General features: G+C 40.9%; 20 protein-coding genes and 1 riboswitch. Of the genes, 3 read left to right on the top strand and 17 right to left on the bottom strand.

Annotated elements, in window-relative coordinates; genetic code table 11:
- Nucleotides 1-2: 2 nt before the first annotated feature.
- Nucleotides 3-854, bottom strand: a complete 852-nt coding sequence (locus tag KI210_RS04370) for a DegV family protein (RefSeq protein WP_212780681.1) — start codon at nucleotides 852-854, stop codon at nucleotides 3-5.
- Nucleotides 855-1018: 164 nt separating this feature from the next.
- On the opposite strand from KI210_RS04370, the gene trhA reads away from it, so the two are divergent.
- On the top strand, nucleotides 1019-1636 hold the full coding sequence (trhA, locus tag KI210_RS04365) for a PAQR family membrane homeostasis protein TrhA (RefSeq protein ID WP_212780766.1): 618 nt from the start codon (nucleotides 1019-1021) through the stop codon (nucleotides 1634-1636).
- Nucleotides 1637-1666: 30 nt separating this feature from the next.
- Here trhA and KI210_RS04360 read toward each other — a convergent pair whose 3' ends face one another.
- Nucleotides 1667-2866 (bottom strand): CCA tRNA nucleotidyltransferase, encoded by a 1200-nt coding sequence (locus KI210_RS04360; protein WP_212780680.1) that lies wholly within the window; start codon nucleotides 2864-2866, stop codon nucleotides 1667-1669.
- Nucleotides 2867-2951: 85 nt separating this feature from the next.
- On the opposite strand from KI210_RS04360, the gene KI210_RS04355 reads away from it, so the two are divergent.
- Together KI210_RS04355 and KI210_RS04350 are read left to right on the top strand one after the other, a co-directional pair.
- The gene (locus KI210_RS04355; RefSeq protein ID WP_212780679.1) at nucleotides 2952-3845 is read left to right on the top strand and encodes a YitT family protein; all 894 of its coding nucleotides are present in this window, start codon (nucleotides 2952-2954) and stop codon (nucleotides 3843-3845) included.
- Between the two features lie 73 nt (nucleotides 3846-3918).
- Nucleotides 3919-4749: an aldo/keto reductase gene (locus KI210_RS04350; RefSeq protein WP_212780678.1), complete on the top strand. Its 831-nt coding sequence runs from the start codon at nucleotides 3919-3921 to the stop codon at nucleotides 4747-4749.
- Between the two features lie 53 nt (nucleotides 4750-4802).
- Here the strand turns inward: KI210_RS04350 and KI210_RS04345 are convergent, their stop codons facing one another.
- From KI210_RS04345 to pfkA, 15 genes are all read right to left on the bottom strand, one after another.
- Nucleotides 4803-6062, bottom strand: coding sequence for a tetratricopeptide repeat protein (locus KI210_RS04345; protein ID WP_212780677.1), 1260 nt, complete (start codon nucleotides 6060-6062; stop codon nucleotides 4803-4805).
- Between the two features lie 81 nt (nucleotides 6063-6143).
- Nucleotides 6144-6419 (bottom strand): non-specific DNA-binding protein Hbs, encoded by a 276-nt coding sequence (gene hbs, locus KI210_RS04340; protein WP_212780676.1) that lies wholly within the window; start codon nucleotides 6417-6419, stop codon nucleotides 6144-6146.
- 166 nt (nucleotides 6420-6585) lie between these two features.
- Complete coding sequence (der, locus tag KI210_RS04335; RefSeq protein WP_212780675.1) at nucleotides 6586-7896, bottom strand: ribosome biogenesis GTPase Der; 1311 nt, start codon at nucleotides 7894-7896, stop codon at nucleotides 6586-6588.
- Between the two features lie 72 nt (nucleotides 7897-7968).
- On the bottom strand, nucleotides 7969-9174 hold the full coding sequence (gene rpsA / locus KI210_RS04330) for a 30S ribosomal protein S1 (protein WP_212780674.1): 1206 nt from the start codon (nucleotides 9172-9174) through the stop codon (nucleotides 7969-7971).
- Nucleotides 9175-9244: 70 nt separating this feature from the next.
- Entirely contained in the window at nucleotides 9245-9919 is a 675-nt protein-coding gene (cmk, locus tag KI210_RS04325; protein ID WP_212780673.1) for a (d)CMP kinase, read from the bottom strand.
- Between the two features lie 44 nt (nucleotides 9920-9963).
- Nucleotides 9964-10485, bottom strand: a complete 522-nt coding sequence (locus tag KI210_RS04320; RefSeq protein WP_212780672.1) for a LysM peptidoglycan-binding domain-containing protein — start codon at nucleotides 10483-10485, stop codon at nucleotides 9964-9966.
- A 112-nt stretch (nucleotides 10486-10597) separates the two neighbouring features.
- Complete coding sequence (locus KI210_RS04315; RefSeq protein ID WP_212780671.1) at nucleotides 10598-11290, bottom strand: ECF transporter S component; 693 nt, start codon at nucleotides 11288-11290, stop codon at nucleotides 10598-10600.
- An 81-nt stretch (nucleotides 11291-11371) separates the two neighbouring features.
- A riboswitch (FMN riboswitch) is annotated at nucleotides 11372-11487 on the bottom strand.
- Nucleotides 11488-11515: 28 nt separating this feature from the next.
- Complete coding sequence (locus KI210_RS04310) at nucleotides 11516-12229, bottom strand: pseudouridine synthase (protein ID WP_212780670.1); 714 nt, start codon at nucleotides 12227-12229, stop codon at nucleotides 11516-11518.
- Between the two features lie 3 nt (nucleotides 12230-12232).
- Nucleotides 12233-12817 carry an SMC-Scp complex subunit ScpB gene (gene scpB / locus KI210_RS04305; RefSeq protein ID WP_212780669.1) on the bottom strand — a complete coding sequence of 195 codons (585 nt, stop codon included), beginning with the start codon at nucleotides 12815-12817 and terminating at the stop codon, nucleotides 12233-12235.
- A 2-nt stretch (nucleotides 12818-12819) separates the two neighbouring features.
- Complete coding sequence (locus KI210_RS04300; RefSeq protein WP_212780668.1) at nucleotides 12820-13545, bottom strand: segregation and condensation protein A; 726 nt, start codon at nucleotides 13543-13545, stop codon at nucleotides 12820-12822.
- Entirely contained in the window at nucleotides 13538-13894 is a 357-nt protein-coding gene (locus KI210_RS04295; protein WP_212780667.1) for a reductase, read from the bottom strand. The genes KI210_RS04300 and KI210_RS04295 overlap by 8 nt, the downstream gene beginning before the upstream one ends.
- Nucleotides 13895-13903: 9 nt before the next feature.
- Nucleotides 13904-14785: a tyrosine-type recombinase/integrase gene (locus KI210_RS04290; RefSeq protein WP_212780666.1), complete on the bottom strand. Its 882-nt coding sequence runs from the start codon at nucleotides 14783-14785 to the stop codon at nucleotides 13904-13906.
- Nucleotides 14775-15656, bottom strand: a complete 882-nt coding sequence (locus tag KI210_RS04285; RefSeq protein ID WP_212780665.1) for a CvfB family protein — start codon at nucleotides 15654-15656, stop codon at nucleotides 14775-14777. The genes KI210_RS04290 and KI210_RS04285 overlap by 11 nt, the downstream gene beginning before the upstream one ends.
- A 173-nt stretch (nucleotides 15657-15829) precedes the next feature.
- Complete coding sequence (pyk, locus tag KI210_RS04280; protein WP_212780664.1) at nucleotides 15830-17599, bottom strand: pyruvate kinase; 1770 nt, start codon at nucleotides 17597-17599, stop codon at nucleotides 15830-15832.
- Between the two features lie 33 nt (nucleotides 17600-17632).
- Nucleotides 17633-18592, bottom strand: coding sequence for a 6-phosphofructokinase (gene pfkA / locus KI210_RS04275; protein WP_212780663.1), 960 nt, complete (start codon nucleotides 18590-18592; stop codon nucleotides 17633-17635).
- Between the last annotated feature and the right edge of the window lie 88 nt (nucleotides 18593-18680).

The raw sequence follows: 18680 nt of genomic DNA, 5'->3' as shown, positions 1-18680 counted from the left end.
AATTACTCCGTGTAGTAAAGAATTGCATAGGCACCAGTCCCTGCATGAGTAGCGATAATGGGACTGGTTTCTGCTACCAAAACATCAATTGAAGGTTTAATTGCTTTTATTTTTTCACCTAATTCGTGCATTATTTCAGGTGTATCTACGTAGGAAATCCCAACCTCTTTGATGTGATCTTTATTTGCTTCAATCTCAGCCAAAACATCTTGATCAAAAGCCTTAGAAAACTTTTTCCCGCGGCCCTTTTTTAACACCTTCAAGTCCCCTTTCGGCATATGAAGACTGATGCGAATATTAAGCATCGTCGCGATTTTCCCAGAAACTGCTCCTAAACGGCCACCCTTGATCAAATTATCCAAATTTACAACCATCATGCGCAAATGTTGGTTTGCCCGGATATGCTTGACGTGGTCAATAATTTCTTCCATGCTTTTCCCAGCCTGCGCATCTTTAGCTGCAGCTAAAACCTGAAAGCCCTCGGCCCGATCAGTTAATTCAGAGTCTAAAATTTGAATTCTTTCACTGTGGTCAGCCAAATCAGCTGCTTGCCGCGCCGCATCCACGGTGCCGCTTAAAGCTTTTGCCAAGAATATGCCCAAAACGCTGCTGCCATCTGCAGTTAGTTCATTGAATTTTTCAACGAATTTGCCAATTGGCGGCTGACTGGTTTTTGGCAATTCATTTGCTGCTTTCATCTTCTGTACAAAATCCTTGCGAGTAATGTCTATTCCGTCAACATAAGTTTGCCCTTCGATTGAGATTGATAATGGAACAACGGTTATTCCGTATTCAGCAATCTCTTCTGGCGTTAATTGTACTGAAGAATCAGTTAAAATTTTGATTTTTGCCACTATTCTCGCCCTCTTAATTCTATCAAGTCTGTTCATCTCTTTATGGTAAAATATGAACAGAGTAATCATAGTAATAAGTATAGCAAAAAATTTAATTATCAAAAAACGAATGGGTGGTTTATCTGAAAAATGTAAAAAACCCGGCTGCTCATCATTCATGGCTGATGGGTTTGCTCGACAATATTTTTAGTGCCATAACTCACGGAATAGGTTTTGGCCTGGCGGTGGCAGGGTTAGTTATCCTGATTGTCCGGGCAGCAGCAAGCGGAAATGTGCTGAGAATTGTGACTTTTTCAATATATGGTGCCTGCCTTGTCCTGCTTTTTTTATTTTCAACGTTATTCCATAGTTTGATCTATACCAAAGCCAAAAAAGTTTTTCAAATTTTTGACCATTCATCAATTTATCTATTAATTGCTGGTTCCTATACTCCCTATTCACTTGTGGCAATCGGTGGAGTCGCTGGCTGGACAATTTTTGCCATTATTTGGGCACTTGCAATTGCTGGTATTTTATTCTTTATTTTTCAAAAAAAACCTCATCCGATTCTAGAAACCAGTATTTATGTAGCAATGGGCTGGATGGTCATTATTACCGGCCCTCAATTATACGTACGTTTAGGGCCAACAGGCTTCTGGCTGCTAGTAGCGGGAGGAGTTGCTTATACGCTGGGAGCTTTAATTTATTGTTTTAAGCGCATCCCCATGAACCACACAATTTGGCATCTGTTTGTTTTGCTCGGAGCTATTTTGATGTATTTCTCCGTTTTGCTGACCGTATAAAAAAGCTGCTTCACCTAAGAAGCAGCTTTTTTAATTTATTAATGCTTGCAGAAATTTTGAAATAGCTTCTTCACTATTCTCTAGCTGGCCACTAATTACCTTTTGTTTGATTATGTCCAAAAGCTGACCCAGGCGCGGTCCAGGACGCACTCCTGCTTGTATCAGATAGCGACCATCAATCGCTAATTCATGATCCTCTTTAATCGGTAAAGCCGTGTAGCGATCCACTAGTGCTTTAGAATCAATTGGCTCGCCTAAAATATGAGCGACATCAATCGTATTTAATAGGGTTGTTTTGCCAAACTGATAAAGTTCATAATCACTAGGAGCATGATCGCTAATACTATCAAAGCACTCCACTACAGCTTGAACTTCTGCTGCCATCGCGTTGGAATTTTTCCAATCACGCATAAACCGCGAAATTTCAATGTCCTTTAGTTTTAACAAAAGGACAATTACCGCCCAAAGGCTCGTTTCCATGGTAGGACTAAATTGGAGCTGGGGAAAAACGTTCAGCTGCTCGCGTTTACCTTTAAAATCAGGACATTCGTCGGCTAATTCGGTATTTAAAAATAAAGCAAAAGCTTGTCGGGCATTTGGTCCAAGGCCCATTTTGACAAATTCATCGCGAATCCGTTCAACCGAAATTTTGCTTAATAGCTGGTGATTGGCTTTAATTGCTGCTACTGTTTGCGGTTCCACTTGAAAATTAAGCTGACTCATAAAGCGTACTGCTCTAATCATTCTTAGAGCATCTTCATGAAATCTTTCCGTTGGTTTTCCAACCGCCCGAATAACTCGTTTTTTTAAATCGGTTAAACCATCGAATAAATCAACAATCTCGCCTTCTATATTCATCGCCAAGGCATTGATAGTAAAATCCCGTCTCTTTAAATCTTCATCTAGATTTTGTACAAACGAGACATGGTCAGGACGACGAAAATCCTGATAGCCTGATTCAGTCCGAAAAGTAGTAATTTCGTAGCTCTCACCGTTGTATAAAATCGTCACGGTCCCATGCTTTAAACCGGTATCAATCGTTTTAGAAAAAAGCTCCTTGATTTCTTCAGGATAAGCACTTGTTGCAATATCAACGTCATGAACGTGTCGGTGCAACAAGACATCCCTAACCGATCCGCCAACAAAATAGGCATCAAACCCGGCATTTTCAATTGTTCGTAAAACTGGCATGGCTGCCTGAAAGACAGCTGGTATATTAGTTAATTTCATGGTAATAATTGCTCGTGTAATAATGTTTTTAATTCAATTCTATGTTAACTTGTAAAGTGTGCTAAATTTGGAAGGAGGATTCTTTATGCCAAAAATAAAGCAAAAAACAATAGTTGAATTGTTTATGATCGCCCTTGGGTGTGCCTTATATGGACTAAGCTTGGATATGATTTCCGTTCCAAATCAGTTAGCTGATGGAGGCATCAGCGGAATCACTTTAATTTTGCGCCACTTTTGGGGAATTGATATGGGAGTTTCAACTCTTTTGTTAAACATCCCGCTATTCCTCCTAGGATACCATTTTATGGGAAAGCGTTTATTGGCCTACACTATTTGGGGCACTCTATGTCTTTCCTTATTTTTATCCTTTTGGCGTACCGTTCCCATTATAAAACAATTTAATCTCGAGCACGACCTGTTCCTAAGTGCAATTTTAGCCGGTTTTTTGTCCGGGGTCGGGCTGGGCCTGGTCTTCCGCTTCAATGGTACTAGTGGAGGAACCGATATTCTTGCAAGAATCGGTCAAATTGAACTCGGCATCTCCTCTGGTCAAATGTTGCTGCTCTTTGATGCAATTGTTTTAACGGCCTCGCTCAGTTACTTGGACCTTAAACATATGATGTACACCCTGCTGGCTTCATTCGTTTTGTCACGAACCATGGACTGGGTCCAACAAGGCGCATATTCAGCTAGAGGCGTTTTGATCATTTCTGACAAATATGAAAAGATCGGAAAAATGATCGACCTAGAAATGGACCGCGGACTTACCTACTTAAAGGGCTTAGGTGGCTATCAAAAAGACGAAAAGCACGTAATTTACGTTGTGGTCTCTCCTCGGGAAGTAGTGCAACTTAAGCGCATCGTTGAACACGAAGACCCTCACGCTTTTATCTCAATCTTAGAGGTGCACGAAGCCTTAGGTGAAGGATTTACTTATGGTCAAAGACCCAAACGCGAACATCTCATCTTTCGTAAGTAAAGCAATGCCAAGCATTGCTTTTTTTGTGCGACCAGGATCTTGTTATAATTAAGGAGAGCAAGGAGGTTATTCAATGGAATATTTTGATTTAAATGACGGCAACCGTATCCCCAAGCTTGGTTTTGGGACCTATCAACTTAAGGGACGCAGCGGAATGTGGGCTATTAGGGATGCTATCAATCACGGCTATACCTTGCTAGATTCTGCGGGACAATATGAAAACGAAGGTACGCTTGGTGCTGCAATTAAGGATTCTGCCGCTATGCGTAGCCAGTTGTTTATTACTTCGAAATTGCCCGGTCGTCACCACCGCTACCAAGAGGCAATTGAGCAGATAGAGGAATCGTTATACTCATCTGGTTTGGACTATTTTGACCTTTATCTTATTCACTGGCCCAACCCTCTTGAGGACCATTACGTCGAAGCTTGGCAGGCCTTGATTGATGCGCAAAAATTTGGCCTGGTTCGTTCAATTGGCGTATCAAATTTTGAACCGGCTCAATTAGACCGTATTATTGCGGAAACCGGGAAGGTACCAGCTGTTAACCAAGTCGAACTGCACCCTTATTGGTCAAGTCGCCAAGTAAGAGAATATGATACGTCTCATGGAATTATTACGGAGGCCTGGAGTCCTTTGCAGCGAGCGGGAGTTATTTTCAAAGAACCAGTAATTCTGGCTTTAGCTAAGAAATACCAAAAATCGCCAGCTCAAATTATTCTTCGCTGGGAGACGCAGTTAAAAGTTGTGCCTATTCCTAAGGCAAATTCAGTTGCCCACCAAATCAGCAACTTGGACATTTTTGACTTTACCCTAGCACCTGATGAAATAGACCAAATAACGGCCCTCGACCGTCCCGATGGGCGTAGGGCCGATCGAAATCCAAATACCCATCAAGAATTCTAAAAGCCCAGCTTGCTAATTATGGCAAGCTAGGCTTTTTTGCTTTTTTTGCTTTTTTATCTTGCAGTCAAATCAAGATACAATTGCTGCATTTCCTCATCATCAGGTACTTGTTTCAAATAACGCTCAAGCAATTGTTTTACGATGTCTGTAGATTTAGGAAGATTCAAAAATAGGCCAATCATATTCCGTAAAAAGTTGCTATTATCGGCTAAATTTGGATATGCGGCTAGATATTCTGCTTTTGCCTCTTCTAAACGGTCTAGACGCTGATAAGCGATGGCCAAGTCCCAATGCTCATCTGGTTCAATCTGACTATCTGGACGGTCTTTAAACAGGTCTAACAGCTCATCATTTTTTTGCTCAGCAACTAATAAATTAGCTAGCTGCAGCAGCAAGTCGCTATTATCGGGATTAACCTTTAGCCCGCGCTGCAATAAATCCTCTGCCGTTTCATTTTGTCCCAATCTAATAGCTGCCTGAGCTCCCATTGAATAGAGCGTTTCATCTAGTTGGTTATAAGCTAGCCCTGCTTGCGCAGAACGCAATACCTGATCATCATCATGTTTTTTGAGATAGGCTTCAGCTAAAAGTGGATAAGCATTCACATAATCAGGGCTTTGGTCGATTACCTGATCCAAATATTTGATTGCTAGGTCGATCTCGCCGGTTTGGAGGAATACTAACCCAGCCTTATATTTACTATCAATATCAATGATCGAGTTTTCGTGCTTTTTAGCCAGCTCAGCAGCTTCTTCATAGTTACCCAGTTTGGCCTGAGTTTCAAAAATTCGATTATTGAGGTCCACTTCGCCAAAATAATCTTGACGCTTGACTAAATCTTGATATAGATCTAGGGCTTCGCCAAAATTGCCACTAAGATAATCCAATTCAGCTAAGCCGAAGGTTATTGCGTCTTCTTCTGGTGCTAAAGCCCTTGCTTGCAACAGTTTCTGGCGTGCAGGCTCAATTAAGCCGTTTGTTTGATAATAATCAGCTAAGACAAGCAAACTATCTAGATAGGCATCAGAGTCTTTAGGGACGCCGTAAAGAAGTGTCAGAGCATCGTCTTCTGATCCATCATTTAACAAAATTTCAGCTAGGTAAACTTTAAACAGGTCCTCTCCTGGCACTTTGGCTATTAAACTGCGATAAACTGTCTTTGCTAAATCCGAAAAACCATAGGCCGTCAAATTTTCAGCTAGCGAAGCTAAAACTTCTGGACTATCATGATCTATTGCTTCGTTTAACAAATGTTGGTTGTTTGAAAAATCATGTGACTCAATAGCATCCAATAATTGTTCTGAATAAGTCATATTTTGCTCTCTTTCTTGATTATTTTCGATGAAAAAAGACGTTGGTCTATAACCAACGTCTTTTAGTTGTTAAGTAAAAAATTACTTAACGGCGTCCTTAAGAGCCTTACCTGGCTTAAATGCAGGAACTTCGCTAGCTGGGATTTCGATTTCATCACCAGTTTGCGGGTTACGACCCTTACGTGCAGCACGGTGGCGCACTTCAAACGTACCGAAGCCGATAAGTTGAACCTTTTCACCCTTAGCAAGACTTTCTTGAATTGATTCAAAGATTGCGTCAACAGCTACAGCAGCATCCTTCTTGTTTAAATCAGTCTTTGAAGCAACTTCAGAAACTAATTCTGCCTTGTTTGCCATATGGAATTCACCTCCTGAATTTGGGCAATGACCCAAAAGCTTTTTCCTTTAAAGAAACAAGGAAGAAATATCACAACCAACCATTGTTTCCTAGAAACAAAAATATCACAAAAAGCCCTATGTAACAAGCTTTTAAGTAATTATTTTTTAAAAAGTCATTGAGCGATTATTTGCGCTTTCGGGCAATGATTTTTATTGGGGTTCCTTCAAAGTCAAAATTTTGTCGCAATTGGTTTGTCAAAAATCGTTGATATGAGAAGTGCATCAATTCCGGGTCATTTACAAATACTACAAAAGTTGGAGGATTAGATTTTACCTGCGTCATATAGTAAACCCGTAACCTTTTTCCGCGCACCATCGGAGTTGGTACTAGTTTGCTGGCTTCAATCAGCAAATCATTCAAAACGCTGGATTGAATTCTTTGAGTTAAGTTCTTATAAACCCGTTTAACCAATTCGGGAATTTGGTCTAGTCGTTGACCAGTTTTGGCCGAAACAAAAAGAATTGGAGCATAGTCTAAATATTGAAATTCTTGTCGAATTACTCGTTCAAAATCTTTCGCACTTTGAGAGTCTTTCTTTGGCAAATCCCACTTATTGACGACTATGATAATCCCTCGGCCAGCTTCATGCGCATAACCAGCCACATGCTTGTCCTGCTCCCTGATACCGGTACTTGCATCTAAAACTAGGAGAACCACGTCAGAGCGTTCGATTGCTCCTTGGGCCCGCATGACGGAGTACTTTTCAGTTTTTTCATAAACCTTCCCCCGCCGCCGAATTCCAGCAGTATCTATAAGTCTAAACTTATCTCCAGCTTTACTGATGAACGGGGTATCAATTGCGTCTCTGGTCGTCCCCTCTTGATTGGCGACAATTACCCGGTCCTCGCCAAGCAATTTATTGACAATTGACGATTTACCAACATTTGGTCTGCCAATTACGGAAAAAGCAATCGTATCGTCATCAACTTGGTCTGCGTCTTTAGGCAGGTGAGCATTAATCTCATCCAACAGATCCCCAATTCCGGTTCCGTGACTACCGGAAATTGGAATCGGATCCCCAAATCCTAAACTATAAAAATCATAAATATCTTGTCGCTGCTCAGGATTATCTGCCTTATTGACGGCTAAAATAACCGGCTTTTTAGTACGATATAAAAGTTTAGCAATTCGCTCGTCAAGATCGGTTACATGATTGTCGACACTGGTTAAAAAGACAATCACATCAGCTTCGTCAATTGCAATTTCCGCTTGAGCTCTAATCTCTTCCTCGATTTTACCATCTTCCCAGGTAATCCCACCGGTATCGATCAAGTCAAACTTGTGTCCCATCCATTCAGCTGGAGCATAATTTCTATCTCTTGTAACCCCCGGCAAATCCTCTACGATGGCAAGACGTTGGTTAATTATGCGATTGAAAAGTGTAGACTTGCCGACATTGGGCCGGCCGACAATTGCTACTACGGGTAATGCCATTCTTTCTACCACCCTTCTTCTATGATAAAAATAAAAGAGCCGACCTTTTGTCGACTCTTTTCAAGTTCCGCTTTAACGGTCCTTCAATTGGTCACCGATAATGTCGCCTAAAGCAAAACCATTGTCGTCGTTGCCCATGTACTTAGCAGCAACTGAGTTATTGTTGCGGTTGTTGTTACGACGTGGACGAGCTGATTCTGATGAAGCGTTTGAGTCAGCAGCCTTGATTGAAAGTGAAATTCTTCTTTCACTTGGTTCGATGCTCAAAACCTTAACTTTAACAGTTTGACCAACCTTTAAAACATCGCTAGGCTTGTCAACGTGCTTGTTTGAGATTTCTGAAACATGAACCAAACCTTGGATACCATCAGCTACTTCTACAAAAGCACCAAAGTTAGTCAATGACTTAACTTCACCTTCAAAAATGTCGCCTTCGTGTAAGTTTTCAGTAGCTTGTTCAAATGGTGAAGGCTCAGTTTGCTTAATTGACAGGGAGATGCGATGTCTATCATTGTCAATGCCGATGACCTTAACCTTAACGTCTTGACCAGCTTCCAAAACATCGCTAGGCTTTTCGATGTGCTTGTAAGAAATTTCTGAAATGTGAACTAAACCATCCACACCACCAACATCGATAAATGCACCAAAGTTAGTTAAACGTGAAACCTTACCTTCAACAACGTCGCCGACAACTAATTGTGAAGCAACCTTTTCAAATACTTCTTCACGTTCTTCTTCAACCAAGTCCTTGTGAGAAAGAATCAGACGGTTCTTAGCTGGATCAATTTCAGTGATCTTAAACTTCATGGTCTTGCCGATGAATGGCTTAAGGTTTGAAACGTAACGGTTTGAAATAAGTGATGCAGGCAAGAAACCTCTAGTACCAACATCAACTAACAAGCCACCTCTTACGGCTGCGGTTACAGTACCTTCGATTGCGTTTCCAGCTTCGAAGTCCTTAACCAACTTGTCATATGCTTCGCGTTCCTTTAAGCGGGTAACTGAGAAGAAGAATTCACCATTTTCCTTGTCGCCACCAGCTCTACGTAAAACTAAAGCTTTGAAAGTGTCCCCTGGCTTAACTAAGTCATGGAGATCAGCGTTGCGGTCTGCGGTGTATTCACGACGAGTAACAACACCTTCAACACCGGCGCCTTGTACGCCGACGTCAAGTTGACCATCTTCGACATCTAAAACTTCAACGTCTACGATGTCGCCGACTTCAACTCCTTTCATTTCTTTTAATGCGTCTAAAAATTGATTACTGTTTTCTGACATAAGTACCTCCCAATATCATTTTTAATTTTAAATGATATGGCATATTTTTTCTACTGTTTTATCTGCTTTTTTAGAAGTTTTTTTCAGCTTTTTTGATTTTAGCCAAAATTGTCTCTACAACTTCATCAATTGACATGTTTGTAGTGTCAATTTCCACTGCATCCTCTGCCTTTTTAAGTGGTGAAATTTCACGGTGACTATCTTTGTAATCACGGGCAGCGATATCCGCCTCGATCTCGTCAACCGTTTTATCAGATTTTATTCCTTGTTGTTGCAAATCCTTTAATCGCCGTTCAGCTCGTGAGCGGGCACTAGCAACCAGAAAAATCTTGACCTCTGCGTCAGGCAGCACCGTTGTTCCGATATCTCGACCATCCATGATGACATTAGTTTTACCTGCCAGCTGCCGCTGTAAAGTCACCATCTTTTCACGTATGCCTTTTAAGGCCGAAACTTGTGAGACATTTGCTGAAATTAATGGTGTTCTAATTTCTTTGGTAATATCTTTTCCACCAGCATAGACCTTCTGTTGCCCATTTTCTGATTTTAGTTCAATGCCGGTTTTATCAATAGCACGCAAAATGCCCGCTTCATCACCGTAATCTAAGCCATTGTCATGGGCAATTACCGTACAGGCACGGTACATTGCACCGGTGTCAATATATACAAAAGACAACTTTTTGGCAATTAACTTAGCCACCGTACTTTTTCCTGCTGATGCAGGTCCATCAATCGCTACTTGCATTCCAATAAAAAAGAGACTATTAGGTCTCTTATCCTTTCTTAGTTTTATCTTACCCTAATGGTCTGACCTGCACTGACACTCTCATCAGTCATGCCATTCAGGCTTTCCAATTCAGACACAGTAGTATTAAACTGTGCTGCAATCCCAGATAAAGTGTCGCCATCTTGAACCGTATATGTCTTCGATGAACTTACATCACTACTTGAACTTGAACTAGAACTAGAAGATGAACTGACAGCTGAAGAACTGCTGCTGATTGAATTGGCACTGCTTGATGATGTTTTTGAACTAGCAGTCTGCTTTTTCTTAGCTTTCTTCTTGCTGGTTTTCTTCTTAACACTCTTCGTCTGCTTGCTTGATGAACTAGACTTCTTCTTAGAAACCTTTGCTACTTCTGAAACCTGAGGCTGCGTGCGTTTAGCAGCAACATAAGCTACAGGCATTAAAATTGCTAAACAAGTTACGGCAATAGTAATGGTCCCACCCCAGTGTTTTGAACCACGATAAGAATTTTTCCGTGGCTCATCTGGTCGCTCATAGTGTTTGTATGGCCCATCTTGGTTCATTTCGTCATCCTCCACTTCTCTGTATGTGACAATTTTATCATAAAAGTTCAAGGCTGATGAATGGTCTTTTCAAATTTTCGCATCAAAAAAGTCGGCATATTGCCGACTTCTTTTAGTTTAAGTTAAATCTCTTACGTACGTATGGTTTAATGTTCTTCAAAACTGATTCAAATAACAGGTAAACGACAACGGCATTAATGGCACCCTTAATTAAATTAAAGGGAACAATAATACCAAAAATGTAAGCACTCATTGATTGCAAATGCAGCATGCCCTGAAGGTAATCATGCTCAGCTACATATAGCAAGTTACCATATGAGTTTACCGGCACTGAAGTCGAAGTTAATGAAGTGACAGCATATACTGGCGTTAACACAAAAGCGTTTGCTAAGGCCATTACAGCTGACATCGCTACAATGCCGACGAGCAGTCCTACCACCGGCAATAAGTAGCCCTTTATGCTCTTGCGGTTTTCAGCCTCTACGCTCTTAGCGATAAAGTAAAATGGTAAGGCAAAGGCTAAACTTGCAAAGAAGGCTGCAAGTTGTCCTACCACGCTTGGTAAAGCAAAGCCACCCAAGATTAAACCCAAAGCCATTCTAACCAAAGCAATAATGATGCCAGGTACTGCGCCGAAAACAAAAGTTCCGATCGTTATGATGACATCTGAAAAGTCAAACTTCAGGAAACTAACCCCTGGCATTATCGGAAATTCAAATTTCATAATTACAAAAGCAATTGCTCCAATTAACGCATAGGCAATAACATTGGCGAGGCTTGAACTAGTACTCTTTCTAACGTCCATAATCTTCCTCCAGAAAATAAATCAAGGTCCGTTGCTCCAGCAACAGACCTTGTAAATTCTGAAAATAAAATTATCAGTTAGATCTGTCTTCTTCCATCTAGACTTTAACTATCGGTATCCTATTAGGATTCAGCCGCAAACGCGGGTCGTGGACTCTCACCACCGGTCGGGACTTTCACCCTGCCCTGAAGACAACTACCTTATTCAACTTACATTTTTATAGTATTACAAGCGCTTTAATTTGTCAACTTCTTGCTTTGATAATTCCCGTCGCCGTCCGGAAGTAAGCCCTTCCAGAGTTAGAAAGCCATATTGCTCACGAGATAGTTTTTCAACTGGATGACCAACGGCCTTTAGCATTCTTTTCACTTGGTGATAATGTCCTTCGTGGATCGTTAACTGCACAATTTGCCGATCCTTGCGTTGATCCGTTTTTAAAATTTTAACCCGTGCAGGACGACTCTTAAACTTGCCCAGCTTTACTCCCTGCTTAAGACTCTTCAGCTCATCAGCGGTTAAAATGCCATGAATTCTGGCAACGTAAACCTTATCTACTTCATTCTTCGGGTGCATTAAGTAATTTGCTAAGGCACCATCATTAGTTAAAATAAGCGCACCCGAGGTGTCATAATCTAAACGACCAACTGGATATAGACGATATGGCAAGTCAGCAAAATAATCGACTACCGTCTTGCGACCCTTGTCATCATGAGCGGTTGAAACTACGCCGCGGGGCTTATAAAAGAGATAGGTATGATGGCTTTCGCGTTCAATCGGCTCGCCATCAACGGTAATATTGCTAAAAGTTTCCACCTTGGTTCCCAATTGGGTAACTACTTTACCATCAACTCGAACTCTCCCAGCAGTGATCAACTTTTCTGCTGCTCGCCTCGAGGCAATGCCGGCTTCAGCTATCACCTTTTGTAATCTCTCTGCCATAGTTTAATCTTCATCCTTTCCAGCATCTGTTTCATCAGGAAATAGTTCTACATTTTCATCTTGGAAATCAAGTTCATCCTCAAAATCTTCAATTAAAGGCAAATCTGCTAAAGATTCATAACCAAAATATTCTAAGAAATAATCAGTAGTTACATATAAATTAGGATGACCAGGCACATCTTTTTTTCCGCCAATCTTGACCAATCCTCGCCAGACTAACGTTTGTAATGCTCCTGACGAATTTACGCCCCTAATTTCATCAATCTCAATTCGGGTAATCGGTTGTCGATAAGCTACAATGGCTAAAATTTCTAAGGCAGATTGACTTAGCGAAGGATTGGCATCCTTTTTGAAGTAAGATTCAACTATTTTGGCAACACCCTTACTTGTAACCAGTTTGTACTTATCATTAACATGAACAACCCGCAAGCCCGATTGACGGTCCTTTAATTGATTATTTAATTTTTCCGCAGCCTCTGCCACAATCTTGGTGTCAATAATTAGCAAATCAGCTAAAGTATCAGCGGTTAGGCCATCTTCACCGGCCACATACAAGAGGGCTTCCATTTCTGCTATTCTCGTTGCCATAATTATATTCTTTCTACGATTAAATCACTAAATTCATCTATTTGCTTAACTTTGACTTGCTGATCTTTACACATTTCTAAGATAGCTAGAAATAACCCGATCACGTCAGAAATATCATTCATCGTTCTAGCACACGCAAAAAAGCTTACTGCTTTAGCCTCTTTCAGCTTAGCCTGTAAGTAATTTAACATTTGTGTGATTGGCGTTTCAGCTACGTTTAAAGTAGCGATATTCGGTTTGCGCAATTTTAACCGGCGCAAAACCTGTTTGAACGACTCCGTCAGATTTTCTTCGCTGATTTCACCTTTGGGTAGCTTTTCAACTTTAGCTGCTTTTTCAATGCTCGGTTCTTTTGCCATCAAAGTAGGCGTATTAGCTTCTCGCTCTTTTAGATAGCTTGATACTTTTTTAAATACAGAATATTGCACTAACTGTTGAACTAATTCTTCCCGTGGGTCATCATTCTCTGCTTGATACGGATCGAAATCATTTTGAGGCAGCAAATATTGTGATTTTATTCTTAATAGCGTTGAAGACATCACAAAAAATTCACCTGCAATTTGCAAATTCAACCGTTGCATTTCTTGCAAATATTGCAAGTATTGCTTAGTAATTTTGGCAATCGGTATATCATAAATATCGATTTTTTGTGACTGAATTAAATGCAGCAACAAATCCAGCGGCCCTTCAAAGTTAGGCAAATCTAATCTTAAATCATCTTTACTCATTATTTTTATTTACAAATTTCAATAAATATGTATAGTCAGGTACTGCACTAATTCTGAGACCATTTTTTTCTTGTTCAAGTTCATTTACAACAATTTGGCGATGTTTGTCGTCGCGATACGCTGGCAGTAAAGACAAATAGCGGATTACTACAAATTGGTCACTTGTTTGTACGCCAATGACGCCAACTTTATTGCCATCACTAGCTTGGTAGACATATAATTCAAAATCATTATTGCCATTTATTAGTGCCATTTCAGATTTTAAATTATCGATATTTTTTAAATCTGGCAAATAGGACAATAAGCCCATTACCGTTTTTTCAAGATCTTGCTTATATGGTATCAACATTCACATCACCTACAATCGAGGATAGCATTTTTGATAGACTGCAATTATCTGTTTTTGGGTCACGGGGCCGTAGTAATTACCATTTGGATCAGCCCGATCGAGCATTTTATCTATAACTCGTGAATCTGCGCCGTTTGCTAACATCTGACTAATGAAAGTATTGCGCAGGGTATGAGTATTGACTTCTTTGGTAATTTCGGCTTGTTGGCAATATCTTTTTAGCATTTGCCAAACAGCTTGACGGGTAAGTCCCCCACCCCGGTTATTACAGAAAAACCTCGATCTCTCTTGACCAGCAGATTGTGACAACATTTTCTGGCGATATTTTTCAATTACTGCCAAAGCTTCGTCGCTGATCGGCAACAAGCGTTCACGTCCATCTGCAGATAAAACTTTAAACAAATTTACTTCCATCAAGAAAGCATCTGGTTTTAAATTAACTAATTCACCGACTTTTATGCCTGTGGTATATAACAAAACTATAATAGCCCGATCTCGAAGCCCTAATAATTTGGACGTGTCCGGCTGTTGAAGGATGCTCCGCACTTCCGGGAGAGTTAAACTAACAGCTTGAGCTTTGGTAAGAGGCGGAGCATCAATTTCCAACATGGGATTAATTTTTTGATAACCTCGGCGAGCCAACCATTGATAGAATTTCCGTAAAGTTGAAATCAAGCGCCGTATCGAACTAGCGGATTTCTTTTGCCGCGCGATAAAGGCATTGATATCGCTAGCTTTATCAGGCCAGTCAGAAATATCTTCACCCTGCAAAAAAGCCAAAAATTCATTCAAATCTTGTTGATAGGCAAGGATGGTATTTTTACGTAAGCCCTTCTCGTTTGCTAAGAAGGCAAGATATTCTGCAACCTGTTTAGTTAAGTCATTCCTCATCTTCTGGGTCCTTAATTAGGGTGATAGTACCAGCTTGTTTATCTTCACTAATAATACCCCGTTTCAAGAGATTACCCACTGCTCGTTTGAAAGCTCCTTTGGAAATACCAAAATAAGCCTTTATCTCGCTGGCATCAGATTTATCATAGAAAGGCAAACTCTTATCAGCCTTACGCCGCAGACTCATCAAGATCATGCCCGCATCATCACTGATTTCTTCAAAAGCGCGCGGAAGAATGCTCATATTTAGTCGTCCATACTGACTAAAGCCAATTACTCTAGCCTTGACTTCCTCGCCTAAGCGCAATGGGCGTGGCATCTGACTAACATGAATAAAACCTAAATAATAGTCCTTGGTTAAAACAAAGGCACCAATTTCCCTAGAGGCATAAACAGTAGCAAATTGGTCTTTATTCTTCAAATCATTGGGGTAATTGGCAGCTAATTGTTCAAAAACATTTTCGTCGGCTAAATTGCACCAGACGCGTTCCTTTTCATCAACAATTAGGGATACTAATAGCCGGTCATCGCGCTTAGGCCACCGCTCTTTTTCCCGTGGTAGATCATCCATTGACAAGGCCACATCTTTATCCGGCAATCCAACATCCACAAAGACGCCCAACCCTGGTCGTACTTCGGTCACTTTGCCCCAACCATATTGATCAATTTGAGCGAAGGGCAAAAATTGCGTCATTTGTTTTTGGTGCTTTTTATTTTCGTAGCAAAATCCACTGATAAGATCGCCCTTCTGAGGTAACTCATCTTGCGTAAGCTCATGCTTTTTCAATTCGAAAGTAATACCATCTACTTGTACAAAAAAAGCATCTTTATTCTCATCAGTAATTTTCCCGGTCTGAACTTGTCCTAGCATAACACTCTCCCTGTCTTTAGTCGTCTTTAAACTAGTATACGAGATCTTTACCAAAATTTGTAGACTATGCTCTTATTAATTTAAAAAACAAAAGGAACCAAGTTAATTACTTGATTCCTTTTTGATTTAATTAGTTTTGTTTGAACTGAACTTTAGTTGATGTATTTAGTCAATTAAAGAGTTGAAATTTCACCTTGGTAAATAGCACCACGACGAGCATCAACAGTAATAGTTGTACCATCAGAAATCTTTTCAGTTGCACTGGTAGTACCAACAACAACTGGGATACCTAATGATAAGCCAACAACAGCTGCGTGTGAAGTTAAGCCAGAAGCTTCAACAACTAAACCTGAAGCCTTCTTGATAGCTGGTAAGTAGTCAGCGTCAGTTACCTTGGATACCAAGATGTCGCCTTCCTTAACCTTGCTGTTAGCTTCTTCAGCACTGTTTGCTACAACAGCCTTACCAACAACTGAGCCATTACCTACACCCAAACCTTGTGCAAGCTTTGAACCAACGATTTGAAGTTTCATCAAGTTAGTAGTACCTGAGTCACCAACTGGAACGCCAGCAACGATGATTACCAAGTCACCATCTTCAACCAAACCTTGTTCCTTAGCAACCTTGGTTGCCATTTCAAACATTTCATCAGTTGACTTAGGCTTTTCAGTTAAGATTGGAGTTACGCCCCAAACAATACCAAGTGAGTGTTGAATCTTTTCATCAAAAGTCAAAGCGATAATATCAGCATCTGGACGGTACTTAGAAATCATCCGAGCAGTGTAACCAGAGTTGGTTGCAGTGATGATAGTCTTAACGCCCAATTCTTGAGCAGTCCGAACAACTGATTCACCGATAGCTTCAGTAGTGTTTGAACCCTTGTAGTCTTCAAATCTTTGGAATGCTAAAGTGTTGTTCTTGTGCAATTCACGTTCAGTACGTTGGTCAATGTCAGCCATAGCTTGAACTGATTGTACTGGGTACAAACCGTTTGCTGATTCACCTGACAACATAGTTGCGTCAGTACCATCAAGCACAGCGTTAGCAACGTCAGTAACTTCAGCACGAGTTGGACGTGGGTTTTCTTGCATTGAGTCAAGCATTTGGGTAGCAGTGATAACTGGCTTGCCAAGTGCATTAGCCTTCTTGATCAATTCCTTTTGTACAAATGGTACGTTGATAAATGGAATTTCAACACCCATGTCACCACGAGCAACCATTAAACCGTCAGAAACTTGCAAGATTTCGTCAACGTTGTCGATACCTTCTTGTGATTCAATCTTTGGGAAGATCTTAACGTAGTCAGCGCCAGCTTCTTCACACAATTCACGAATGTCAAGAACGTCTTGAGCCTTACGAACGAATGAAGCAGTGATGAAGTTAATACCGTGAGCTAAACCAAACTTAATGTCATCAGTATCTTTTTCAGTGATCCCTGGAAGGCGGATTTCAACGCCTGGTGCGTTAACACCCTTCTTTGAACCAATCACACCAGTGTTTTGTGCTTCGGTTACAAGTTCACGCTTAGCTTCGTCCTTTTCCTTAATTAAAAGGTCAACCTTACCATCGTCGATCAATACGTGACCACCAACGTGAGTATCATCGTAAAGACCTTCGTAGGTAACGTGGATCATTTCTGGGTTACCCTTCTTTGAGTCATCCATTGAAATGCGGATAATGTCACCAGTGTGAGCAGTAAACTTGCCGCCTTCTTGTTCAGTAGTTCTGATTTCAGCACCCTTGGTGTCAAGGTCGATACCCAAAAGTAAACCAGTTTCCTTTTCAACTTGGCGAACCATCTTCATTCTAGCAAGGTGTTCTTCGTGGTCACCGTGTGAGAAGTTAAAACGGAATACGTTAGCACCAGCCTTAGCTAACTTAGTAATAGTTTCAATGTCGTTTGAGGCTGGCCCCAACGTGCTGACAATCTTAGTTTTCTTCATTTGTGAAAAATTCCTCTCCAAAATTCGATAAGACTACTTAGTCATATCTTTGTTTAAATCCAACAATGCATAGTCGCCTTCGTGCTTACCATCAAAAAGATCGAGAATGTCGTGAGTAGAAAGTTCGTTGTTCTCAAAGCCGACAGCTAAACCGCCCTTACCTTCAAGAAGCAACTTAACAGCATAATTACCCATCTTAGTAGCATTAACTCTATCTTCAACAGTAGGTCTACCACCTCGCTGCATGTGGGCAAGAACATTGGCACGAGCATCGAAGTCGCCGTATTTCAAGAGTTCATCCTTGAATTTGTCGGCGCTCATTGCGCCTTCGGCGAGTACAATGATTCCATGATCCTTACCCTTAGCAAAGCTGCGCTTTAGGCTTTCAGCAATTTCCTTTACATCGTATGGACGTTCAGGAATGACAATTGCATCGGCACCACTGGCTACACCAACGCGCATCGCAATGTCACCACATTCACGACCCATAACATTGACTACGAAAACGCGGTGGTGACTACTTGCAGTGTCACGAATCTTATCAATCGCATCCATTGCAGTTTCGCAAGCAGTATCATAACCGATTGTGTAGTCAGTATATGGAATATCGTTGTCGATCGTACCAGGCAGTCCGATTGAGTTAATACCGTGACGCGTCAAAGCTAAAGCACCGTGGTAAGATCCATCACCGCCAATTACGATAACAGCATCAATACCATGCTTCTTGAGTTGTTCAACGGCTTTTTGTTGTACTTCTTCTTGTGCCATTTCTGGATAACGAGCAGAGTACAAAATCGTACCGCCAAGATTGATCGTGTGGTCAACATCTTCAGCCGTTAATGGTGAAAAGTCGCCAGCAACTAATCCGGCAAAACCATAGCGAATACCAAAAACTTCAAGACCATGAGAAATGGCAGTTCTGGTAACAGCTCTGATTGCTGCATTCATACCAGGGGCGTCTCCACCACTGGTCAAAATACCAATCCGTTTCATGAATTCACCTCATCATGATTATATTGTGTAATCTCTCACATCAACTAAATATTACCATTTTTAGTCCGAAAAATCTCATAAAAATTAG

The organism is Lactobacillus corticis (assembly GCF_018327645.1).
Taxonomy (GTDB): Bacteria; Bacillota; Bacilli; order Lactobacillales; family Lactobacillaceae; genus Lactobacillus; species Lactobacillus corticis.
The sequence above is the reverse complement of the archived record's forward strand: the minus strand, read 5'-3'. Positions and strand labels throughout refer to the sequence as shown.